General features: G+C 54.9%; 22 protein-coding genes. 10 read left to right on the top strand and 12 right to left on the bottom strand.

Annotated features, from left to right (window positions below; translation table 11 throughout):
* Positions 1–70 precede the first annotated feature (70 nt).
* The 6 genes from AC2FPW_RS07090 to AC2FPW_RS07065 form a co-directional block, all read right to left on the bottom strand.
* Positions 71–1,192, bottom strand: a complete 1,122-nt coding sequence (locus tag AC2FPW_RS07090; protein WP_496812981.1) for an alanine/ornithine racemase family PLP-dependent enzyme — start codon at positions 1,190–1,192, stop codon at positions 71–73.
* On the bottom strand, positions 1,189–2,388 hold the full coding sequence (locus AC2FPW_RS07085) for an N-acetyltransferase DgcN family protein (protein WP_496812980.1): 1,200 nt from the start codon (positions 2,386–2,388) through the stop codon (positions 1,189–1,191). The genes AC2FPW_RS07090 and AC2FPW_RS07085 overlap by 4 nt, the downstream gene beginning before the upstream one ends.
* A 92-nt stretch (positions 2,389–2,480) precedes the next feature.
* Positions 2,481–3,335, bottom strand: coding sequence for a hypothetical protein (locus tag AC2FPW_RS07080; protein ID WP_480774557.1), 855 nt, complete (start codon positions 3,333–3,335; stop codon positions 2,481–2,483).
* Positions 3,325–3,678 carry a hypothetical protein gene (locus AC2FPW_RS07075; protein ID WP_480774558.1) on the bottom strand — a complete coding sequence of 118 codons (354 nt, stop codon included), beginning with the start codon at positions 3,676–3,678 and terminating at the stop codon, positions 3,325–3,327. Before AC2FPW_RS07075 ends, AC2FPW_RS07080 begins: the two co-directional genes overlap by 11 nt.
* Positions 3,679–3,681: 3 nt before the next feature.
* Positions 3,682–3,990, bottom strand: coding sequence for a hypothetical protein (locus AC2FPW_RS07070; protein WP_170452327.1), 309 nt, complete (start codon positions 3,988–3,990; stop codon positions 3,682–3,684).
* A gap of 446 nt (positions 3,991–4,436) precedes the next feature.
* On the bottom strand, positions 4,437–5,189 hold the full coding sequence (locus AC2FPW_RS07065; protein WP_170499212.1) for a Crp/Fnr family transcriptional regulator: 753 nt from the start codon (positions 5,187–5,189) through the stop codon (positions 4,437–4,439).
* Between the two features lie 135 nt (positions 5,190–5,324).
* Between AC2FPW_RS07065 and AC2FPW_RS07060 the strand changes: the two genes are divergently transcribed.
* Entirely contained in the window at positions 5,325–5,558 is a 234-nt protein-coding gene (locus AC2FPW_RS07060) for a hypothetical protein (RefSeq protein WP_170743324.1), read from the top strand.
* 607 nt (positions 5,559–6,165) lie between these two features.
* Here the strand turns inward: AC2FPW_RS07060 and AC2FPW_RS07055 are convergent.
* Positions 6,166–7,314, bottom strand: coding sequence for a hypothetical protein (locus AC2FPW_RS07055; protein WP_496812978.1), 1,149 nt, complete (start codon positions 7,312–7,314; stop codon positions 6,166–6,168).
* A gap of 74 nt (positions 7,315–7,388) precedes the next feature.
* Positions 7,389–8,585: an adenylate/guanylate cyclase domain-containing protein gene (locus AC2FPW_RS07050; RefSeq protein ID WP_496812977.1), complete on the bottom strand. Its 1,197-nt coding sequence runs from the start codon at positions 8,583–8,585 to the stop codon at positions 7,389–7,391.
* A gap of 379 nt (positions 8,586–8,964) precedes the next feature.
* On the opposite strand from AC2FPW_RS07050, the gene AC2FPW_RS07045 reads away from it, so the two are divergent.
* Together AC2FPW_RS07045 and AC2FPW_RS07040 are read left to right on the top strand one after the other, a co-directional pair.
* Entirely contained in the window at positions 8,965–9,210 is a 246-nt protein-coding gene (locus AC2FPW_RS07045) for a type II toxin-antitoxin system ParD family antitoxin (RefSeq protein ID WP_496812975.1), read from the top strand.
* Between the two features lie 56 nt (positions 9,211–9,266).
* Positions 9,267–9,500, top strand: a complete 234-nt coding sequence (locus AC2FPW_RS07040) for a type II toxin-antitoxin system RelE/ParE family toxin (protein WP_348540373.1) — start codon at positions 9,267–9,269, stop codon at positions 9,498–9,500.
* A gap of 257 nt (positions 9,501–9,757) precedes the next feature.
* Here AC2FPW_RS07040 and AC2FPW_RS07035 read toward each other — a convergent pair whose 3' ends face one another.
* Both AC2FPW_RS07035 and AC2FPW_RS07030 read right to left on the bottom strand, forming a co-directional pair.
* Positions 9,758–10,600, bottom strand: a complete 843-nt coding sequence (locus AC2FPW_RS07035; RefSeq protein WP_496812974.1) for an SDR family NAD(P)-dependent oxidoreductase — start codon at positions 10,598–10,600, stop codon at positions 9,758–9,760.
* A 36-nt stretch (positions 10,601–10,636) separates the two neighbouring features.
* Positions 10,637–11,449 (bottom strand): SDR family oxidoreductase, encoded by an 813-nt coding sequence (locus AC2FPW_RS07030; protein ID WP_480505776.1) that lies wholly within the window; start codon positions 11,447–11,449, stop codon positions 10,637–10,639.
* Positions 11,450–11,650: 201 nt separating this feature from the next.
* Here AC2FPW_RS07030 and AC2FPW_RS07025 point away from each other — a divergent pair, with 201 nt between their 5' ends.
* From AC2FPW_RS07025 to AC2FPW_RS06995, 7 genes are all read left to right on the top strand, one after another.
* Positions 11,651–12,358, top strand: a complete 708-nt coding sequence (locus tag AC2FPW_RS07025) for an IS6 family transposase (protein ID WP_496812973.1) — start codon at positions 11,651–11,653, stop codon at positions 12,356–12,358.
* 296 nt (positions 12,359–12,654) lie between these two features.
* The gene (locus AC2FPW_RS07020; protein ID WP_480476276.1) at positions 12,655–13,125 is read left to right on the top strand and encodes an Rrf2 family transcriptional regulator; all 471 of its coding nucleotides are present in this window, start codon (positions 12,655–12,657) and stop codon (positions 13,123–13,125) included.
* Complete coding sequence (locus AC2FPW_RS07015) at positions 13,122–13,787, top strand: Crp/Fnr family transcriptional regulator (protein ID WP_480557426.1); 666 nt, start codon at positions 13,122–13,124, stop codon at positions 13,785–13,787. The genes AC2FPW_RS07020 and AC2FPW_RS07015 overlap by 4 nt, the downstream gene beginning before the upstream one ends.
* Positions 13,788–13,937: 150 nt before the next feature.
* On the top strand, positions 13,938–14,558 hold the full coding sequence (locus AC2FPW_RS07010; protein WP_496812971.1) for a hypothetical protein: 621 nt from the start codon (positions 13,938–13,940) through the stop codon (positions 14,556–14,558).
* 92 nt (positions 14,559–14,650) lie between these two features.
* Positions 14,651–15,535 carry an MBL fold metallo-hydrolase gene (locus AC2FPW_RS07005; protein ID WP_480517726.1) on the top strand — a complete coding sequence of 295 codons (885 nt, stop codon included), beginning with the start codon at positions 14,651–14,653 and terminating at the stop codon, positions 15,533–15,535.
* 15 nt (positions 15,536–15,550) lie between these two features.
* Positions 15,551–17,233, top strand: a complete 1,683-nt coding sequence (locus AC2FPW_RS07000) for a bifunctional protein tyrosine phosphatase family protein/NAD(P)/FAD-dependent oxidoreductase (protein WP_480481728.1) — start codon at positions 15,551–15,553, stop codon at positions 17,231–17,233.
* Positions 17,234–17,368: 135 nt separating this feature from the next.
* Positions 17,369–19,105 carry a SulP family inorganic anion transporter gene (locus AC2FPW_RS06995; RefSeq protein ID WP_496812970.1) on the top strand — a complete coding sequence of 579 codons (1,737 nt, stop codon included), beginning with the start codon at positions 17,369–17,371 and terminating at the stop codon, positions 19,103–19,105.
* Between the two features lie 61 nt (positions 19,106–19,166).
* Here the strand turns inward: AC2FPW_RS06995 and AC2FPW_RS06990 are convergent, their stop codons facing one another.
* Together AC2FPW_RS06990 and AC2FPW_RS06985 are read right to left on the bottom strand one after the other, a co-directional pair.
* Complete coding sequence (locus tag AC2FPW_RS06990; protein ID WP_496812968.1) at positions 19,167–20,645, bottom strand: aldehyde dehydrogenase; 1,479 nt, start codon at positions 20,643–20,645, stop codon at positions 19,167–19,169.
* 9 nt (positions 20,646–20,654) lie between these two features.
* Positions 20,655–21,689 carry an LLM class flavin-dependent oxidoreductase gene (locus tag AC2FPW_RS06985; RefSeq protein ID WP_496812966.1) on the bottom strand — a complete coding sequence of 345 codons (1,035 nt, stop codon included), beginning with the start codon at positions 21,687–21,689 and terminating at the stop codon, positions 20,655–20,657.
* Positions 21,690–21,691: the final 2 nt, after the last annotated feature.

Here is a 21,691-nt window from a genome sequence, read left to right as displayed (position 1 = left end):
CCATATAGGCTGCGATGAACCAGAAATCCTCCGTTACGAAAACCTCAAATCTGTCCCACAAGCGCTGACGTTAGACACGCTTCGAATATGGGCGATCAGTGTTCGCTGCGGTGCAGTCAACCAATGCGCCATCACCATGGAAGACTTTTGCTACATCGGGTGCAGCCATGCCGCGCGAGAGCGCGCTATAGTTCAATTTCAGCTTCACCTCGCCACCAGGGCGAAGCAGACAATTGGTGTTTTCAACAACGATATGATCACTGGTGGCTCCGACGAACGTGACGCCAGCAGGGAAAATTAGACCCGCCGCATCGGTGTCCTGGAGTCCAATGGCAAGGATCGACCGAGTGTTCGAAGGACTGTCTAAAGTCACACACTGCATTGAAGGTATGGGATAATTCAATTGCAAGGGATTTGGATTTGATTTGGTCTTCGTTTCGATCACTTCCGCCCAAAGCGTGAAAACATCTGTGTAAAGCCCGTCGATCGCGTACCCCGAAACGGGATCGGTACCCAGCAGGATGGCCTCACCCAGACGCAGGTTGTTGATTTTTCCGGTCGCCCCCTTGCCAAGCGCCCATGGCAAACTGGCAGAACCGCCGCCTGACACTGTTTCCAGAGCGGGTCCACTTGCAAGTTCGGTGTCGGCGGCAAGCGACGAAAGCAATTCCATTGCTCCTGCAGAGGGTGCCACATGACCCAGACAGGCAAAATTTGCGCCAATCCCCTTCAGAGAAATCCCTTCCATTCTAAGAATTTGAGACACAGTGCCCTCAAGGTGTTCAGGCAAGATGCCCTCCCGCATATCCCCCATTTCCACCATCAGGATAATATTGTGAGTAATGTTCTTCCCCAGCGCCTCGATGGCCAGGCTGGCGATAATGTCCATCTCAGTGTTGAAGCTGACATCGCAGTTATCAAGGACTTGCGCGACCTGGCTCAGCATGGGCGTTCGGATCAAGGATATGGAGCACGAGATTCCAGCATCGCGCATACGCATGATATTGCTGATCCGCGCGTCCGCCAGCCCTGTCGCGCCACCTTCAAGCATAGCATTCGCAATCTCAGGATGACCGCAAACGGCTTTTGTCACACCTGTCACCGTAATTCCGCGGGGTCTAAGGTGGTCGACCAGGAACCGTGTGTTGTACCGAATTTTGTCCAGATCAACGTCGATACGCAGCTTGCTCATTCAATCGTCGTAGCACGTACGGGTTGCAAGCGCGGAAAGGCAGATAGAACCATATTCACCAAGTTTTTTGGAGGACGGTTCAATGCGTCAGTGACCGGGAGATACAATTTGCAGTTGTAGTCTGTGATAGCCTTTGAAATCTCAACATCATTCATTCCTTCATGGTTGATCGTCATGCCAATTACCTCTGTGTTCGCAAAAGCCTCGATCAGGGTGATTTCATCGCAAGGGTCGGGCATAGTCATGTTGGGGAAATCACATCGACGTTTTCGTTTAGGCGCGTGTTGAAGAATAACTGCATGTGGCTGACTGCCTCGCAGAATGAAGGCTGATGTGCAAAAAGCCGGATGGCTTAGCGCGCCCTGGCCCTCGATCACTATTACATCGGGGTGCTCACCCTCGGATGCCGCAACAACAGCGCGCTCAAGTTCGCCACAACAAAATTGCGGCGGCACCGAATCCATCGCGACACCATACTTGGCGCCCTGCATCAAACCTGTCTGGCCGGTGCCGACCAAAACTGTTTTGATCCCATGCGCGTTAAGTGCGCCTGTCAGGATTGTCGCGGTTGTACGCTTTCCAATTGCACAATCGGTGCCGAACACCGCGATGCGGATCGCCTGGACGTCTCCAATACTGCCATCTAACAGGCGCAGGTCGGGATTGGGCCGCGGCTTGCGAATGTCGCGTATCGTGACATCGTGAATTTTGGCAAATCCGGCGAGCTCCTTGTCATCGCTAAGAAATTCATGCAGCCCACTGACGATGTTCATTCCGAGCGTTATCGCATCCACAACAACTTCGCGATCCTCAAGGGACATTCTGCCGCTGGCCGGCGCCATTCCGTAAATAAAAGTGTCGGGGATCGTAGCTTCATTAGCGACGGCGGCATCAAGATCATCGAAGATGGGAACCTGATTTGCGATATTATCAAGCACTTTGCCACTGTCACAACCGCCATACGTGCTGTCGATCACCGAAAGAACGCGATAGGCCTGTGAATGTCGAACGAGACCATTAGCCGTCTTGCCATCGATCTTTGCGAAGTTTCCTTCGCAATACACAATTGCAGTCGGTGTATCTGTCACGAGTGTCTTGCTGTGAAGCTCTGGAAAAACTGCTTGTTTAGGCGCCAGCTTTTGCGCATCGCTGGCAATGAACTGCTTGGCATCCGACGCAATGGGTACGGGTTTCATATTTGTTCCTTTTTAGAGTGTGAAACGCGCGTCCTTGGTAAGGACGGGCAATAATTGTGAAGTTTGGGAAAGTGGGCTTTCTGTCTGAATTCTCACTGGTTCAGAACACACAGCCCTTCTGATCGATGATAGTTTTTGTGGCATTGCCACCCATTGCCGGATCGGTCGATATGGGCATTTGCCGGTAGCTCGATTGCATTGCAGCGATCACCGGACGCCTCGTAGCCACGTTCGCATTTCCATCCAACTCCATGGATCGCGTCATCGTAGAAAGCATTTTCAGGCACGATGACGGCATCGCACCTTCCGTCTCGCTCAAAATATCCACGCTCGCAGGTCCAGGGGCGCCCGCTGGTTGATGCGTTCAGAAAAGCGTTTTCCGGCACTGCTATTGCAACGCACGCTTCACCATCTGTCTCGTAGCCACGGTTGCAACGCCATGCAGATCCATAAGTGCTGTTCGTCAGGTAAGCATTATCCGGCACGACAATTTTCTGGCAGCTATCGTCTACTTTTGTGTACCCCCGCAGGCATCGCCACCTCTCACCTGATGGATCGAGATATCCACCCTCAGGCACAATTACTTCAGTGCAAGAGGTGCCACCAACTTCAATGAAGCCATGCATACATGCCCACCCTGAGCCGTAGGTTCTATTTGTGGGGTAGGCATTTCCCGGCACGACAATGGCCACGCATTCTTCGCCTTTCAACCGATAGGACAAATCGCATTCCCAACCGTCGCCATACTTTTTGGGATGCGCGTTATCAGGGATCGAATTTGTTTCGGCCGATGCGGGACTTGATGAGATAAAGGAGCCCGCCAAACTGCTGAAGACGACAACAAACAACGCAGTCATCAAGTGAGCGCAAAACCAGTGCTGTTTTTTTCGATTTGCCCTGGTGCTAACGGCGTTGTCCGAATGTTGAGTGATTGAGTTACGATCCATCCAGGTTCAGCCCCTCGATACAGGCCTGTGCCAGATCTTTGTTAGGAGTTTCAGATCCCGGTACCGTTGCCCAGCCTGCCTCCATGACGGCATCCTTCCGTTTGAAAGAAGAAGCCTCTTTGATTGTCGTTATTTTTTCGGCGCGTTGGGCGTCAGTTCTCGCCATGTCGACGCAGACCGGAACCAACGCAGCGATTACATTGTCGCGGGACATGGCGTTGGCCATCTTGTCCGCGCTACCGCCGGTCATCCATCCACCCCATGAAAATCCAACGACGCCTACGAAAACCCCGCCGATCAGAGCACCGTAGATTCCGGGTTTAAGCCATTCGGGCGTGTTCATAATCTATTCCTCCTGCGGGGAAAGCGCCGCATCGCTGTCATTGTTAGATGTGGCCAAGGTTTGGTCTTGCTTGAGCGCCAGTTCAAAATCTTCTGGGTCAATTGGGCGCATTTCCGTGCGACCTGGCTTGCTGCCTTTGCCCTGAACTGTCAGGTAGGTTCCGGTTCTGCGATATGCTTCGAAACTCAGGCCCTGTAGTAGTTCTTCTTCAACAACTACTTCATACTCGCCTGCAGGAAGTTCATCCGGGTAGCCGGACAAAGAGAACGGATTTGAAAACGTCACCAAAGAACTGGACGATCTCGTGCTCACCTTGGTCCTCCATATAGTTTGTTGGATCTTCCCCGCGCAGTCTGCCGCGGTACACGCTCGTAAGCGCCGCGGTAGTACAGGCGTTGCGATTTAGAATAATGTGCAAATGGCAGACGCGCGCTGATCGATGTTAGTCTGCGGCCAATGACCTGAGATTTTATTGGAATCTCAAATGCATTTGGTGCCCGAGAATCCGGTACTGCCAAAAATTGACTAACCTGCGTCAGTGCAACGATGTTTGGATTCCGGCAACGTGATGTGTGTTGGCGGGATATTTGCTGGCGTGTTCTTAACGAGTATTTGAGAAGCGCAGGAAATCCAGTACCGCAATCGGACTGTATTTATCTTGCGCTTCTTTTTCGGTGAAATCCAAAATCTGCCGAAGCGAATGGCGTCTCTAACCAGGCAACTATCATCAAAATCCCGGCATCGCTGAAGGGGTGAACCTATTGCTTCAACAGTGGCCCGGCCTGATCCAGATAAGTGGGGTCAAAACCGGCCAACGTCACCAGTCCGTCATAATCATCAAATGCCACTTGCCCGGATTGAAAAGTAACCAACCCCTTCTCCCGCAGTTGCCGTAGGACACGATTAACATGCACGGCACTCAGTCCCAGCGCATCGGCAAGGTGGTATTGTGTCAGGGGGCAAGTGTATCCCGTCTTGTTTGCCATCCCGACCTGAGTCAGCCTCACACCAAGTTCCAAAAGAAAATGCGCCATGCGCTCACCCGCATCTCGCCGTCCTATGTTGACCAGGTGCTCAACCACCATCGCTTCATCTCGAGATACCGCCCAAAGAATTGCTGTCGCCAGCCGGGGCGTCTGCGCAAATGCTTCCAGGAGATCATCCACTACTACTTCAATGGCTTGGATTTCCATGATTGGTTCTATGCTGTGATCCGAGGTGTGCAACAGAACGCTTCGCAAGCCCAGAAAGTCACCCGGTATTTGGAAATCGACGATCTGACGCGACCCGTCAGTCTGGGTTTTGTAGGAACAAACCCAGCCCGAGGCCAGAATGTAGGCCGCCTGCTCTGATTGCCCTTGATGCACAAGGTCACGTCCGGCTTCAAAGGTTCTGCGACGCTTGTGCAGGCGTGCCAATACCGCAAGTTCAACCTCAGTCAGAGCGACGAAGTTTGAAAGCTTTCGGGTGAGTGGACTATTTTTGATAGTGCGCAAGTGTTCTTCCTTCATCGATGAGCAGCCCGCGAAACTATCCGACGCCAAGACTGCTTTCGATCAGTTAAGTATACAGCAATCTATGCCAGTATGGTGCAATTCATCGTGGCGCTTCCATGCTTGGACGCCTGTTAGAAAAGGACGTCTACCATGGCTGACCGGCAAGACCATTCAGGAATGGCCGCACTCTCAATTTGTGAAGCGCTTTTGCTTGCAATTAAAGATCGTGAGCTTCTGCCCGAACATGAAATTGTGGGAGTTCTGCATGACGCAGCTGCTGCCCACGAAACAGCAGTCGGCAATAACGATGAAAAGGACATGCACCAGGCCGCCGCAGTTCTGATAAACAAGATCATTGCTTCCGGCTATCGCGTTCGGCAGTAACGTTAATTTCCTGTCAGAAAAACAAGATTACGCTTGTCAAAAAAGCATAACAACAAATAGAAGCACTATTGGTGCCTCGTTCCTGATCAATTCAAACACGAAGCAGGAACCAAAGTTCCAATCTCTGCAATATCTCGACTTTATGAAAAATTCCACGACCGCGACATACTCCCTCTTCCTCGCCACCTGCATGAGCCATAACGAGAATTTGCTTACTGGCTGAAGGCCCGCATGGCCTGTCCTGCTGCACTGCCAGCGACAACGCAAACGTTGGCTTTGTTCGGCGTCTAAGCTGCTGATCCTATGTGCCGCGAAACTAGAGTTTGATAGTATCGCATCATCATAGCTTTGAATGACCGGTCTGGCGACAACAGCTGCAACGCAGCGATGAATGTGCTGCGACAGCAAATCAATGCTGCGTCAGCAATTGCCGCAATCGCACAAGTCCGGTTTGTCCGCTCACCGCCAATTCACGCGCGACCAGGTGAAAGGCCCCTATCTCGAAGGGCGGCCATTCAAGCCTGGCGCAGCGAAGGTTCCGAGAGAGCCCTAAGCAGAACGTTAGATTTTCTCAGTGTGCCACGCTGCAACAGATACGCTGCCGAATTCAGCGTAAACTGGAGTAGTAACAATCAGCGTTGAAACCTGTTATTTTGCTGATCGTTTCGAGACGGCCCTTTGATCTGTAAGCTGACGTTGTTGTTACACTGTAGCCATATTCCCGTTTTAAGATTATCGGTAAGCCAACGGCGAACTGATGCATGTGGGGGATTTCTGCGTTTGGGTCCTTGATTGCATTTTTCGGAGATTTTTGCAGGGCGCGCTCGCGAAAATCAGAGTAACTCCGCCCACCAATCACCGTTTGATTAGCAAGATTCTGAAACCTTGGACCAAGTTTGGCGTCCTTGAAAAAGTCGGTACCGAAACTCCTGGCAACTAGGGCGTAACCAAAGGCGCTTTCTGCTCCCAGAGTGTGATACCAATAGCCGCGGTAGCCGCGAAATGAGTTTTCTTTCAGCATGCCTTGGGCATCTATCTTTTTGATGAAAGAGGAGCGGCGCTTGCGTATTTCGCTTTTGGCGAGCCATGCATCACGTTTCCACCTAGCGTAGGCAAGCACGCCCAAACCATAGTCTCCAAATTCATACAATCCGTCACTTTGCGCGCCGTTTGACGCCAGTGGGGAAAGGAATTTCTTGTAGATCTTGTCAAAGTACGTATCCAGTATTCGTTTCTGGTCTGGTGTCGCGTATTCCTCAAGCACAATGGCCGAATACAACATTGCAACGCCAGTATAGCCAGTGTGTTGCACAACATGCAGTGGACATGGTTGGTCGCTTCGGCCACCTTTCCAGCACTCCACTTTCTTTGCGCTATTATATGATGGGGCATTCAGCAGGGCGTTCGCTTGCCCAAGATTGACCAGAGTGCCCAAGATTTTTTTGCCGGCCGCGGCGTCACCTTTTGCCGCCGCGCCATATGAAACCTCTAAGAGCTTTGTCCACCTTTTGGAGAAGGCATCGTGGTTGACATTCAGAGAATTGGTGCTCGTCATGCTCGCCGAACTTAGTGCTGAAATCATCTTAAGGTCACTGTTCAGGCGAGATGAAGAAAAAAACTTCGAGCATGCAGAGCCTTGCAGGCGTTCAGCAAAGAAGTCCGTTGGGAACGTCACGTTTTGCGCGCTTACCGACGTCGCAATGATCGACGACACTACAAAAACGGATAAGACCCAATGTCTAAAGAATATTTGCATTTTGCTTCTTCAGGTTCCCCGTATTCACAGAATTGGAATGTACTGATAGTTACAACGTCAAGGGCCCCCTTTTATCAGTTAGTACTATCCACGCGCTCAACTTCCAAAATATACCCTCGTGATGATCCGGCGCCGTTTGCATCGTCCCAATACGGTGAAGGCTGATGAACGTAATTGTGGAACCGAACGACGTCCGAGTTCCCGCCATGATTGTTTGGCTGGCCTTCTGACCAGTTCGAAAACGTAACCGGTTCGCCGCTGACCAGCGCCCACCCACCGTCTGGCTCAATGGCACCTTCCTCCTGATATGTGCCGATCCAAGGTCCAAAAGCTTGCCCATCCTGATGCATATCCCACAAGCGCTCATCGTTCTTAATGAGTTCGAAAACAAAACTGTTCTCAGCTTCGGATGTAATGGAGGCTAAATAGCCACCCCTCTCTTTGGCATCTGCAACAGCTGACTGCCAGGAACTGCCCCATGTCAAAATTGCATAATAGGAATGTTCATTCCATTCGCCTGATGCAACAACGTCAGACATCTGAGGCAGTGGAGGTGCATCCAGGTTGCTTTCAGACGTCCACGGCGGCGACCCACCAGAAAGCGTTGTAGTGCTGTCACGAGCAGTAAGAACATACAGAAGACCCAAGCAGGCGGCAGCGAAAAAGGCACCTCCCGCGGCTAGTATGCGCAGCTTGTTTTCTTTACGCACACTGACATCTTGGACGCCTTCAACGTTGTAAGCGCGCACCGGACGATCAATGTTCTTTAATCGCTTGGTTCCCATAGCACGGAATCCAAGGGACAGCTTGCCTTGTATCTGGTCGTGTACCTCGCCAGACAAGCAGATCCCACCAGGTTCAGCGAGGCTTTCTAGTCGAGCGGCCACATTTACGCTGTCACCTAGAAGGTCACCATCTTGAAGGATCACGTCTCCGACATTTATCCCGATGCGAAACTGAACTTGTGAAGACGACGGAACCGAGAGGTTGCGTGTCCGAATTGCTTCCTGAATTTCAATTGCACATCGCACCGCTTCGACAGAGCTCGCAAATTCAGCAATAATGCTGTCACCTGCGGTGTTGGCAATCCGACCACCAAAGTTCTCAATAAGCGCATCAGTCACTGATCGATGCTCTAAGAGCATTTTAGCAGTGCCTTCTTCATCGGTGCTGGTAAGACGACTATATCCGGCAACGTCGGCAGCCAGTATCGCTGCAAGACGTCTTGCAACCTTGTTAGAACTCGCTTGCGTTTCGTTATCTTGCGGCAAAATTCATCATCTTCTGATGCAATGGTAAGAGTGTTACGTTCGCGACTAACGCTTACCAAAAAAATACCGAGACCAAATCGAAAATCTAGCGCTTTCTCATTTCCAACTCCCGCGGTTTTCCAATGATCAGGCGTTCGTGTAGCTTATTTGCTTCGAGGTGAGTGCCAGCTACATCCGCAGACCACCAGCTCGCCGTACGCTCAATTTTGCCACTGCAGCGAAAGTCTGGTCTGGTGAAGCTATGCCGCAGCGCTTGACCGATCCTCCGATCCGCCGCATGCCTCCCCATCGTCAGTTCGATGACGTGCCACTGTACCACGTATCCGGAGATATTAAAAAAATACCGAATATTGGTATATGTGATATCTAGGAGGCAAACATGGCAAAGAACACTCCGATGTCCCTTGGGGACCATTTTGCCGGTTTCATCGACACTCAGGTCAGCAACGGACGCTACGGCTCGGCAAGCGATGTCGTACGGGCAGACCTAAGGCTTCTCGAGGAGCATGAAGCCAGAGTCCAGGCGCTGAAGGACGCATTGATCGCTGGTGAAAACTCGGGTGAACCACGTGCCTTTGACCGCGAGGCGTTTCAGGAACGCATGCGCCAGAAGAACAGCACCTGATATCTCAAAAATATTTGCTTTCACCGATGGCGGAAGCTGATCTCGAAGGGATTTGAATTTACACGGCGCAAGAATGGTCACGCGAACAAGCCGAGATGTATACCAACGACATCATCGACGCGTTTGAAGATATCGCGGCGGGGAAGAAGGCGGGCAGACCATCTTTAGTCCGCGAGGGATATCTCAAGACATCGATCGGCAGGCATGCGATTTACTATCAAATTCGAGGCGAGTTGATCGCGATCATCAGAATACTGCATCAAAGTATGGATGTGGAACAGCACTTGTAGTCTCGGCGAATGGCAGAAATGCGGGCTGCACACACAGCATTTGATCGCATTGTCCAAGGTATCCTTCGAGCCGGAGCGAAGGCCGGATTTGACTATGGCCAATTTAAGGCTGCGAAGCCGAGAACGACGACATTGAGCCCAAAGTCTCAGATGCCGTGCTTCGTACGAATGTTTGCTAGGTATTTCGACGAGGTGTAAGCCCTGTGATTTGGATAGCAGTTTCGTTGGCTCCATTTACGGCCGCACTTTTGGAGCGGCTATTCCGAGACCTCGTGGGTGGCAAAGGCATCCGCATAGTCAGGATGCCAGCGCGACAGCGCGGGCCGGTTATGGACAATATCACCCAGGGCCCATTCGACGCGTTTCCTGTCGCGGGCTTCTGAGACATCGTTGTCGGGGCAGAGAATGTAGAAATCTCCGTTCGACATGCGCTTCAGCAGATAGTCGATGGCCTCGACGCTTGACCATGCCGCCGCGGGCTTTTCGGGCATGAACTTCTGGATCATGCCCGTATAGGTAAAGCCGGGCACAAACAAATGGACGCTGATTTCGGCACCCGCCTCGCGCAGCTCGTGGGCCAGCATCTCGGTCATGACCTTCACAGCGGCCTTGCTGGTGTTATAGGCGGCGTTACCGGGTGGCGTGGTGATCCCCTGTTTCGAGCCTGTGTTGATAACCACGGCAGGGCGTGCTGCGGCGATCATCCGCGGCAGGAAGGCGTGCACTCCGTTCATGACGCCAAACAGATTGACCTCTATCAGTTTCCGCCAGTTCTCACTGTTTTCCCAACTGCCGGTCGGCAGCGCAATCCCGGCATTGTTCATCAAAACAGCCACCTCTCCGAGTTCAAAGACCTGATCGGCGAGATCCGTCATGGCTGCGGCGTTGGTCACGTCCGCGGGGATCGCCCGAACCGTCTGGGACGTATCCGCCAGTTCGATCAAATCCGCCTCGGCCTTGTCCAGCGCCTCTCCCGGAAGATCGACCATCACAACACCCAGACCCGCCTGCAGGAACCGTTTGGCCGCAGCGAGACCCACGCCGCTTGCCGCCCCGGTGACAACGGCCAGGCCGCCTTTTTCGACTGCTTTTTGGTACATGTTTTTTCCTCTCATGATGACGGGTCACGTCGTGTTTCAGGGCGCCATCTTTTGTTTAATGCCCCCGATGAACGCCGCATCGTCCTGTTGTTTGCGGGCATCCAGCAAAGCCTCGGCATCAGGTCCTGCGCGATACCGTAAACGGTCGCTGCTATCGTTGGCCGCGTCCCAAATCACCTCAGCAACCGTCTCTGGCGCAGAAGGGTTCGATGCGAGTCTGCCGAACAGGCGCCCCATGGCTTCGGCCATCGGCGTGTAGCCTGACAGATTTTCATCCATCGCAAAATCGAACGAGCTGCCGCCGAAATTCGTCTGGATCATGCCAGGCTGAACAATACGCACCCGTATGCCCAACGGTTCCAACTCGTAGTGCAGGGCTTCGGACAGACCTTCCACCGCAAACTTGGTGCCGTGATAAAGCGCGCCCAGTGGGAAGGTGATCTGCCCACCGATGGACGAGATATTGATCACCGTGCCGGAACGGTTTTGACGAAAGTGCGGAAGCACCGCTTTGGTCACCTCTATCAAGCCGATAACGTTGGTGTCGAACTGGCGTCGGATGCGGTCCATCGTAAAGGCTTCGAGCGCGCCATAGGCCCCATAGCCTGCATTGTTCAGCAAAACGTCGATCTGTCCAAAGCGATCGATGCCCTCTGCCACGGCCGTCGCGATTGATTTGGCATCCGTCACGTCCAGCCGCGCCAGGTGGACGTTCTCCAAATTGGCAAGATCCAAGCCGCTGGCAGGGGTCCGCATCGTGGCAACGACGTTCCATCCCCTGGCCTGAAAATACCCGGCCGTTGCCGCGCCGATACCGGACGACGCGCCGGTAATTAGAATGGTCTTCATATCATCGATCCCCTGGTGCCTATAAGCACAATACTCAAGAAATCTGCGTGACTCTTTTTCTATACTCCAAAATTTTTGCACAATTCTCTGGAAACGGAATTTTTTTTAAGAATTAAGTCTGCGTCCATGCAAAAGTAGGGCAAAGGCCTTATCAGAAGAACTTTGCTTGAGCGGGGCAGGGCGGTTGCGCAGCTTTTGCCCATGACCAATCCTGCCTCTTTCAAGTATTTCAAATCCAGTCCCGAGATCATCCGCCTCGCAGTGATGCTGTACATCCGTTTCCCGCTCTCGCTTCGGAATGTCGAAGACATGTTGCACGAGCGAGGCATCGACGTGAGCCACGAAACTGTCCGGTATTGGTGGAACAGGTTTGGCCCAGTGTTTGCTGCTGAAATTCGAAGAATGCGTGTTCAGCAATTGAGAGCATACTGCAAATGGAAGTGGCGCGTAGACGAAGTTTTCGTGAAGGTGAATGGCAAGCGGCATTACCTTTGGCGGGCTGTGGATCATGACGGCGAGGTGCAGGAGGCCGTTGTTGCCAAACGCAGAAACAAAGCTGCGGCGCTGAAATTCCTCAAGAAATTGATGAAGCGACATGGTAAGGCGGAAACCGTCGCCACGGGTCGCTTCGCATCGTACCGGGCCGCTCTCAGAAAGCTTGGCTCTCCCGAAAAACAAAGGACGGGTAGGTGGCTCAACAACCGCGTCGAGAACTCGCACCTGCCTTTCCGACGAAGAGAACGCGCGATGCAGCGTTTCAGGCGCATGCAAAGTTTGCAGAAGTTCGCCGCCGTCCACGCGTCCGTCTACAACCACTTCAACCAGGAAAGATCGCTAGCCAGCCGAGACAACTTCAAGTTGACACGCACCGCCGCTCTCGCCGAGTGGCGTCAGCTTTGTTCTGGATAGGTTCGTGGTTTCTGCGGCAAACTGAGAATGGTTCGAATTCGTCTGACAGCACCGCCACTCATACCGTCTTTGTTCAGCGTTTTTTGCAGAGAATTGAACTGCCGTTCCGGTCGGATGCCGACAGCTTCCCGATCAAAGATGGCGTGACGTTCGTTGCGTCCCAGTCAGCGACCCAGTCGCTGCGCAGGTCAGGTAAGTTGGCCGGGCTTCACCTTCAGCAAAACACATGGTCAATGAAAACACACAGAAATCGCAAATAAGTTATATTGCGCCTAGAGCTTTTGCCGGAGGCACGCATGAAACTGACATCCTATTCCAACTATGCACTGCGATCTTTGCAGCTGGCTGCGCTCAAGGCCCCAGATCGCATTCGCGTTGACGATGTCGTGCGGGTGCATGGCCTTGCCCGGCCGCATATCGTAAAAATTGTGCACGAGTTGGGTCGGGCCGGGTATCTGGAAACAGCACGCGGCAGAGGCGGTGGTTTCCGGTTGGCTAAACCCGCGGAACAGATCAAAATCGGCGATGTAATTCGACTGACCGAAGGGCCCCTGGATGTGGTCGAATGCTTTAACCCTGAAAAAAACACCTGCCCTCTGATCGGTATATGTAAATTGTCCCAAGCGATCCAAAAAGCGACCGGGGCATTCATGGCTGTGCTTGATGATCTGACGCTGGCTGACATTGCCTCAAACAGAAACGAGTTGTTAAACCGTATCGCGCCGATTGAGGAGGGCATCGTGGCACCTATGCGCAACGCAAGATGACAATCCTAGATTGGACTGAGCGATTTCACGGAACAAGTCGCCTTCCAAAAGCTGTGCGTGAAAGGTTGCGTACAGCGGCCCGTATCGTGCGGTGCCCAAAAGGCGCTCAGGTATTCGGCCCTGACAACGTTCCCGACAGCCTATTGTTCTTGTACGACGGACGAATTCGCGTTTCTCAAAGTTCGGATTCGGGCCGCGAGATCGTGCTCTATCGGGTCGAGGCGGGGGAAAGCTGTGTACTGACGACGGCCTGCATGCTTGCAGAAGAAGCATATAACGCTGAAGGAATTGCCGAAACCGACGTAACGGCGGTGACCTTGCCGAAACATGCCTTCGATCGTCTGGTCTCGGAAGAAGACGCATTTCGCGAGTTTGTATTCGAGGCCTACTCGCGCCGGCTGATTGATCTGTTGCGGGTGGTCGATGACGTGGCATTCGGGCACCTGGATATTCGCCTGGCTGAACGTCTTCTGGTTCTGGCCGGGGGACGGGAAGACATTCAGGCAACGCATCAGCAACTTGCCAGCGAACTGGGCACCGCGCGTGAAGTTGTCTCGCGGATTTTGCAGGACTTTCAAAAGCGCGAGATGATTACCCAATCGCGGGGGCGCATTACGATAACCGACAAGGCGGCATTGGAACGCTTGGCGCAAAGCACTTGACCATTTCGGGAAATTTTCCGGTTTCGTGACTTTGTCACTGAAGTCAGGATTTCAAAGTTATATTTACTCCTCAACTTTTCATGCCGCCAAGGTGATTGCAGGTCTCACGCGAAGGCCGGATATGGGCTGGCAGAAACGGAGGAGACGAAGATGAATGAGCGCAAACACGCCCGGACGTTCGGCGGCATCGCCATTGCGTTGCTTTTTGCTGCTTTGGTCGGCGCGGCTGGCAGTTACATCTTTATGATGTCCGGGCACGGGCATCGCCAGGGCATGGCCGGTGAACGGGCAGAGCATCGTCACGGTGCAGATGGGCAAGGCCACGACGAGGTCAACATGCCGGGGCTGCGGGGCGAGAACGCGACGCCCGAGGAAAGCGCCGAGCTGGCTGTAATGTTCCGCAATTTCGATACGATCACACGCGAGGTTGAAAACCTTCCCAACGGTATTCGCACTGTCACACGATCTTCCGACCCGGATGTCATGGATGCTCTGGTCTCCCATGTTGCCGGGATGATCGATCGGGTGGGCCGCAAGGATGATCCAATGATCATTATTCAGAGTCCGACCCTCGACATATTTTTTGACCATGGCGACAAGATCACCTCGGACATCGAAGTGACATCCGAAGGGATCGTAGTGATGCAAGCATCCGACGATCCGGAAATAGCCAAAGCCATGCATATCCATGCGGCCGAAGTGAGCGCGATGGCGGATCGCGGCATGGACGCCGTCCACGAAATGATGATGACACGCGGCGGAAACGGGTAACGGATCCGCGCCAGTTAGGAGGCAAGATCATGAATGATCAGAAGTCTATCGAGAGACACAACCAAAAGATGGCCGACGCGATAGCGACGCCGATTGACAGCTACCCGGTGGATCTGAGCGTGAAGCCCGATGTCCAGGGTTTTTACGACGAGGCGACCGCGACAATCAGTTATATCGTTGCAGACCCGACCTCGAATGCCTGTGCGATTATCGACAGTGTCATGGACATCGATTATGCCGCTGGCCGCATTACGTTTGGCCATGCCGACATGCTGATTGCCGAGGTTGAAAAGAGGGGGCTCAAGCTGGAATGGATCATTGAGACCCACGCCCATGCCGACCACCTGTCAGCCGCGCCTTACATCCAGCAAAAGCTGGGCGGTAAGATAGGCATCGGTGAAAACATCAAGATCGTGCAAGACGTGTTTGGCAAAATCTTCAATGAAGGCACCGAATTTCAGCGGGATGGCAGCCAGTTTGATGCCCTGTTCGTCGATGGCATGACCTATAAGATCGGCAACATGACCGCCTTTACCATGCATACACCGGGCCACACACCCGCCTGCATGGTGCATGTTGTCGGGGATGCAGCCTTTGTGGGCGACACGTTGTTCATGCCTGACGGTGGCTCGGCGCGGGCCGATTTCCCCGGTGGCGACGCGGGGACATTATTTGACTCGATCCACAAGGTGCTCAGCCTGCCGGACGAAACCCGGCTGTTCATGTGTCACGATTATGGTCCCAACGGGCGTGACATCCAGTGGGAAACCACGGTGATCGAGGAGAAGGCCCACAACATTCATGTGGGTGGTGGCAAGACTAGGGACGAGTTTATCAAGATGCGGTCCGAGCGCGACGCGACGCTGGCGATGCCAACGCTGATCGTACCCTCTATTCAGGTCAACATCCGGGCGGGCGGCATTCCAACGGACCAGGATGGGAACCAGATGCTCAAAGTTCCAGTCAACAAGCTCTGAACGCAAGAGGCACCCATGGACATCAGAAAGATATCAGGCTCAGTTTCGGTGTCGCCGCAGGTTACGCCGAATGACATCGAGGCGATAAAAGGCGCGGGCTTTCGTGCCATCATTTGTAACCGCCCCGATGGCGAAGGTGCCGATCAGCCGACATTCGAGGAAATCGAAGTAGCAGCGGAGAAACTGGGTCTCGAGGTGCGCTATGTTCCAGTGCAAACCGGGATCGTCAGGGACGAAGACGCCGATGCCTTTGGCCGCGCGCTGACCGAGTTGCCGGGGCCGGTTCTGGCCTATTGCCGGACCGGCACGCGTTCGGCCACTCTGTGGTCGCTGAACGAGGCGGCGCACAAGCGTCCGGTGTCCGAGATCCTGTCAGCCACCAAGGTCGCCGGTTATGACATGAGCGGCGTTGCCCGCCGCATTGCCAATGGTGGGAAAACGCCGACCGACACGGGCGACGCATCTTTTGATGTGGTTATCGTGGGCGGTGGGGCTGGCGGTATTGCCACTGCGGCCAGCCTGCACGCGCGCAAATCCGACCTGTCGATCGCCATCATTGATCCGTCTGACGTGCATTATTATCAGCCCGGCTGGACGTTGGTGGGCGGGGGCGTCTTCTCGGCAGAACAGACCGCCAAGACGATGGGATCCCTGATTCCGCGCGGTGTTAAGTGGATCAAGGCGGCAGTTGCGGCCTTCGAGCCGCAAAACAACGCCGTCATTCTGGATGGCTGTCGTGTGGTGAAATACGACCGTCTTGTCGTGTCTCCGGGGCTCAAGCTGGATTGGGGCGCGGTCGAAGGGCTGGAAGAAACCTTGGGCCGTAACGGGGTGACCTCGAACTACCGCTATGATCTGGCGCCCTACACCTGGCAGCTTGTCGAAGGGCTTAAGGAAGGCCGGGCGCTGTTCACGCAGCCGCCGATGCCAATCAAATGCGCGGGCGCGCCACAGAAAGCGCTATATCTGTCGGGCGATGCGTGGTTCCGGCGCGGCGTTCTGAAGGATATCGACATCCAGTTCATGAACGCGGGCGGCGTGCTGTTCGGGGTCAAGGACTATGTCCCGGCGCTGATGGAATACGTCACAAAATACGACGCCTCACTGAATTTCTTTCACAATCTGGTGTCAGTAGATGGGGCGGCGAAAAAAGCGACCTTTAAGGTTGCAATGCCGGATGCCGAGCCCGAGTTGGTCACAGTCGAGTTTGACATGATGCATGTCTGCCCACCACAGGTCGCGCCGGATTTTATTCGCGTGTCGCCGCTGGCGGATGCGGGGGGCTGGGTCGATGTTGATCAGGCGACGCTGCGCCACAAGAGCTTTGACAATATCTGGTCGCTGGGCGACGTGATGAACGCGCCCAACGCCAAAACCGCAGCGGCGGCGCGTAAACAGGCACCGACCGTGGCCGATAATATCGTGGCAGACATTCAGGGCCGCGGCCCGGTTGCCGCCTATGACGGCTATGGCTCGTGCCCGTTGACGGTCGAGCGCGGCAAGATCGTTCTGGCCGAGTTCGCCTATGGTGGGGTGATGACGCCCAGTTTCCCGAAATTCCTGATCGACGGAACCAAACCCAGCCGGTTGGCGTGGCTGTTGAAGGAGAAGCTGCTGCCGCCGATCTACTGGTCTGCGATGTTGAAGGGCAAAGAGTGGTTGGCCAAGCCCGAACCATTGAAGGTGGCGACCGATTAACTCCTCTCGAAACTGACACCGGAAGAACCGGCGTAAGTTCTGGCCTGTCCCGCCTTCACCAAAAGTGCGACCGGCCAAGGTATGGCGGTCAGAGCCTCCCGCGCTCTGGCCGCCGCTTTCTCAGGACGTGAACCCATGCAGAGCCTTTTACGTTTCCTTCCTATTCTTGACTGGGGTCGCCAGTATAGCCGTGCGTCGCTGTCGAATGATCTGATCGCGGCTGTAATCGTCACGATCATGCTGATCCCACAGTCCTTGGCCTATGCCTTGCTGGCAGGGCTGCCGCCCGAGGCCGGGATCTATGCTTCGATATTGCCGATCATCCTTTATGCGGTTTTTGGCACCAGTCGGGCGTTGGCGGTGGGGCCTGTCGCGGTAGTGTCACTGCTGACAGCCAGCGCTGTGGGGCAGGTGGCCGAGCAGGGCACGGCCGGATACATGGTGGCGGCACTGACGCTGGCTTTCCTGTCGGGTGGGTTTCTGGTGCTGTTGGGCGTTTTCCGACTGGGCTTTCTGGCCAATTTCCTTAGCCATCCTGTCATCGCAGGTTTCATTACCGCATCGGGCATCCTGATCGCGACCAGCCAGTTAAAGCACATTCTGGGTGTCAGCGCCCATGGGCATACTCTGCCAGGGATGCTGAGCTCAATCTTCGAAAACCTCGGGCAAATCAGTTGGCTGACGGTAATCATCGGCGTGCTGGCCACTGCGTTTCTGTTCTGGGTGCGCAAGAACCTCAAGCCCGCGTTGCGGCGCATGGGGGTGCCGCCCCTGCTGGCTGACGTGCTGACCAAGGCCGGACCAGTGGCTGCCGTGGTGGTGACCACAGTAGTCGTCTGGGGGTTCGGGCTGGATGTGCGGGGCGTCAAGATTGTTGGCGACGTGCCCCAGAACCTTCCGCCGCTGACTTTGCCGGGGCTGTCCTCGGACCTCATCGGTGCATTGCTGGTGCCAGCGATCCTGATCTCGATCATCGGTTTTGTCGAAAGCATCTCGGTTGCGCAGACGCTGGCTGCCAAGAAACGCCAGCGCGTGGACCCCGATCAGGAGTTGATCGGTCTGGGTGCAGCAAACCTGGGCGCGGCGTTTACCGGCGGCTTTCCGGTCACCGGCGGGTTCTCACGCTCGGTGGTGAACTTCGATGCGGGGGCGGAAACTCCAGCGGCAGGCATTTACACCGCTGGTGGTTTGGCGATTGCTGCACTGTTCCTGACACCTCTGGTGTACTTTTTGCCCAAGGCCACGCTGGCCGCGACGATCATTGTTGCGGTGCTGAGCCTCGTGGACCTGTCGATCCTGAAAAAGACATGGGGATTTTCGCGCGCCGATTTTACCGCCGTAGCCGCCACCATCGTTCTGACTTTGCTGGCCGGGGTCGAAACCGGCGTGGCCAGCGGCGTGGCAATTTCGATCCTTCTGCATCTCTACAAAACCTCGCGCCCACATGTGGCAGAGGTCGGGCTTGTGCCGGGTACGCAACACTTCCGCAACATCAATCGCCACAAGGTCGCCACCGAGCCGTCTCTGGTGACGCTGCGGGTGGATGAAAGCCTGTATTTCGTGAACGCCCGTTTCCTCGAAGACCTGATCCAGGCGCGTGTGACCGAGGGATGCGAAATCCGCAACGTGGTTTTGATGTTCTCGGCGGTGAACGAGGTCGACTTTTCGGCCCTCGAAAGCCTTGAGGCCATCAACCACCGCCTGCGTGACATGGGCGTTGGTCTGCACCTGTCCGAGGTCAAAGGCCCCGTCATGGACCGCTTGAAACAATCGCATTTCCTCGACGACCTCAACGGGCAAATCTTTCTGGCCCAGTACGACGCTTGGCAGCGGTTGACCGCGCCGGAGAGGGTGAGAACGGCGGCAGAGTAACAGGAGCCGCCGCATTCAGATAAGCGCCCCTTGAGTTATGCTGATCGTGGTGCAGATCACCTCAGCGCATGACAAAGGGGTTCGACATCGGTTTGTCCGATGTATTCAGCCAAACGGTCTTGGTCCGCGTGTAATCGTGAATGGCCTCTATTCCCGCTTCCCTGCCATAACCGGATTGATTGAAGCCGCCAAAGGGCGCGATGGGTGAGACCGCGCGGTAGGTGTTGATCCAGCAGATGCCCGATTTCAGGCGGGATGAAACACGGTGAGCACGGGCGACATTTTCGGTGAAGATACCCGAGCCAAGCCCGAACGGTGTGTCATTGGCCAGTGCGATTGCCTCTTCCTCGGTGTCGAAGGGCAGCAATGACATGACGGGACCGAACATTTCCACTTTCAGGGTCTCTGTCTCGGCACTGGCGCATTCCACCAGCGTTGGCGCCATGAAATGACCTGACCGATCCAGTGGCGCGCCCCCGAAACGAATACGGGCACCCTGTTCCCTGGCCTTGGCCAGTGTCGCCTGAATTCTGACAATCTGGGCATTGGTGCACAGCGGGCCAATATGGGTTTCAGGTTCCAATGGATCGCCGATGACTATGCCCGTCATCTTTTCTTCGATCTTGGCGATAAGAGATTCCATAAGGGGACGATGGATCAACCCGCGCGATCCTGCGACGCAGCTTTGACCCGAAGCGCCGAAATTGCCCGCGATCAGTCCGTTGGCCGCACCATCCAGATTGGCATCATCGAATACTATGATTGGGGATTTTCCACCCAATTCCAACGTGGTTACGGCAAAGTTCTCAGCCGAGTTGCGCACCACTTGACGCGCCGTTTCCGGGCCGCCAGTGAATGCGATCCGGTCTACGTCAGGATGTCGGGTGAGAGGGATCGCACAGTTTTCTGCGTCCCCGGTAATGACGGAAACGACGCCGGGTGGGAATCCCGCTTTGTCGATCAAGCGGGCGAACTCCAGCATTGGGGCGGGCGCAATCTCTGATGCCTTCAGCACAACCGAGCACCCCGCGGCCAGAGCTGGCCCAAGCTTGGTAGCCGTGAGAAACATCTGCGCGTTCCAGGGGACAATTGCGACCACCACGCCAATGGGCTCGCGCCGCGTAAAGACATGCATGTCCGGTTTGTCGATCGGCAGGACCGCGCCTTCGATTTTGTCCGCCAACCCCGCATAGTAGCGGTAGTAGTCGCCGACATATGCCGTTTGGGTCGCGGTTTCCGCCAGTAGCTTACCACTGTCCTTCGTCTCGATCTCGCCAAGGCGTCCTGCGTTCTGTTCGATCAGTTCTGCAAGCCGGAACAACAGTTTGCCACGTGCAGTTTGCGTCATGTCCCGCCACGCCGGATCATCAAGTGACCGGCGCGCTGCGGAAACGGCGCGCTCTACGTCTTCGGCTGCGGCACAGGCGAAACTGGCCCATTCCTCGCCCGTTGCCGGGTTCAACGAGGCCATCACTTGCCCACGTGCGCCTTCGGTCCAAGCGCCGTCGATAAATAGCTGGTAATGTGGCTTCTGGTGCATTGCGGCCCCTCACTGAAACTTTGGCATTACATCGTCGATGAAACGGGCAAGTGATGCGCGTTTGCGTTCGAAGCTCATGCCGCTGTCGATCCAAAACGAGTATTCATCATATCCAAGGTCTTCATAGCGTTTCAGACGTTCTGTTACCCCGTCCGCCGTGCCGATTGTCAGATCGCGTGCAAGGTTTTCGGGTGCCATCATTGCGTTGGCTGCCATTTCTTCTTCGGTTAGCGCCTGAATCAATCCCTGTCGGACTGGTCGCTTGTTTTGGAACCACGCGCCGAAATAGTTGTAAAACCGGGACAAATCCCGCGCAGCCTGATCCAGTTCAGTGTCATCGCGCCCGACATAGGTGTGGTGAAGCAGCATGATCTTGGGGCGCGCTCCGCCGTGATTGGCGCAGGCGGTCTCAAACCGAGTCATCAGTGTCTCAATTTCTTCGATACCTTGCCACAGCGGGGTGACCTGAATGTTGAACCCGTTCTGAACGCCGAACTCGTGGCTGTTCGGATCCCGCGCGGCAATCCAGATGGGCGGCCCGCCGGGTTGCATTGGCTTTGGGGCCGAACTGGTGGCGGGAAACTGAAAGAACTCTCCGTCATGCGCGCAGTCGCCTTCCCATAATTTGGGCAGCAGAGGAGCGATCTCTCGCATTCGCTGACCGGCGGCCCATGCGTCCAGACCGGGCATAAGCCGCTCGTATTCATAAGAGTAGGCACCGCGCGCTATGCCCAGCTCGATCCGGCCTCCGGTCATGATATCCGCTGCGGCTGCTTCGCCCGCCAGTTTGATCGGATGCCAGAACGGCGCGATCACAGTGCCGGTGCCAAGGCGCACGTTTTTGGTATGATGCGCGATATCCACCAGCGACATCAGCGGGTTGGGTGCGATGGTGAAATCCATCCCGTGATGTTCGCCAGTCCAGACCGCACGCATCCCTGCCTGATCAGCCATCTTGCACAGCTCGATGAACTCTTCATACAATTTCTCATGCGGCTCTTCGGGGCCCAGCCGTTCCATATGGGCAAAAAGGGAAAACTCCATTC

This window comes from Ruegeria sp. SATB027 (assembly GCF_059613825.1).
This window is presented reverse-complemented; position numbering and strand designations above follow the sequence as displayed.

Coding starts and splice junctions, on each gene's coding strand:
- AC2FPW_RS07025 (WP_496812973.1), top strand. CDS start 11,651: ATGACCAATCCTGCCTCTTTCAAGTATTTCAAATCCAGTCCCGAGATC.
- AC2FPW_RS07075 (WP_480774558.1), bottom strand. CDS start 3,678: ATGAACACGCCCGAATGGCTTAAACCCGGAATCTACGGTGCTCTGATC.
- AC2FPW_RS07090 (WP_496812981.1), bottom strand. CDS start 1,192: ATGAGCAAGCTGCGTATCGACGTTGATCTGGACAAAATTCGGTACAAC.
- AC2FPW_RS07055 (WP_496812978.1), bottom strand. CDS start 7,314: ATGCAAATATTCTTTAGACATTGGGTCTTATCCGTTTTTGTAGTGTCG.
- AC2FPW_RS07020 (WP_480476276.1), top strand. CDS start 12,655: ATGAAACTGACATCCTATTCCAACTATGCACTGCGATCTTTGCAGCTG.
- AC2FPW_RS07080 (WP_480774557.1), bottom strand. CDS start 3,335: ATGGATCGTAACTCAATCACTCAACATTCGGACAACGCCGTTAGCACC.
- AC2FPW_RS07060 (WP_170743324.1), top strand. CDS start 5,325: ATGGCTGACCGGCAAGACCATTCAGGAATGGCCGCACTCTCAATTTGT.
- AC2FPW_RS06995 (WP_496812970.1), top strand. CDS start 17,369: ATGCAGAGCCTTTTACGTTTCCTTCCTATTCTTGACTGGGGTCGCCAG.
- AC2FPW_RS07085 (WP_496812980.1), bottom strand. CDS start 2,388: ATGAAACCCGTACCCATTGCGTCGGATGCCAAGCAGTTCATTGCCAGC.
- AC2FPW_RS07035 (WP_496812974.1), bottom strand. CDS start 10,600: ATGTACCAAAAAGCAGTCGAAAAAGGCGGCCTGGCCGTTGTCACCGGG.
- AC2FPW_RS07065 (WP_170499212.1), bottom strand. CDS start 5,189: ATGAAGGAAGAACACTTGCGCACTATCAAAAATAGTCCACTCACCCGA.
- AC2FPW_RS07045 (WP_496812975.1), top strand. CDS start 8,965: ATGGCAAAGAACACTCCGATGTCCCTTGGGGACCATTTTGCCGGTTTC.
- AC2FPW_RS07030 (WP_480505776.1), bottom strand. CDS start 11,449: ATGAAGACCATTCTAATTACCGGCGCGTCGTCCGGTATCGGCGCGGCA.
- AC2FPW_RS06990 (WP_496812968.1), bottom strand. CDS start 20,645: ATGCACCAGAAGCCACATTACCAGCTATTTATCGACGGCGCTTGGACC.
- AC2FPW_RS07000 (WP_480481728.1), top strand. CDS start 15,551: ATGGACATCAGAAAGATATCAGGCTCAGTTTCGGTGTCGCCGCAGGTT.
- AC2FPW_RS06985 (WP_496812966.1), bottom strand. CDS start 21,689: ATGGAGTTTTCCCTTTTTGCCCATATGGAACGGCTGGGCCCCGAAGAG.
- AC2FPW_RS07010 (WP_496812971.1), top strand. CDS start 13,938: ATGAATGAGCGCAAACACGCCCGGACGTTCGGCGGCATCGCCATTGCG.
- AC2FPW_RS07015 (WP_480557426.1), top strand. CDS start 13,122: ATGACAATCCTAGATTGGACTGAGCGATTTCACGGAACAAGTCGCCTT.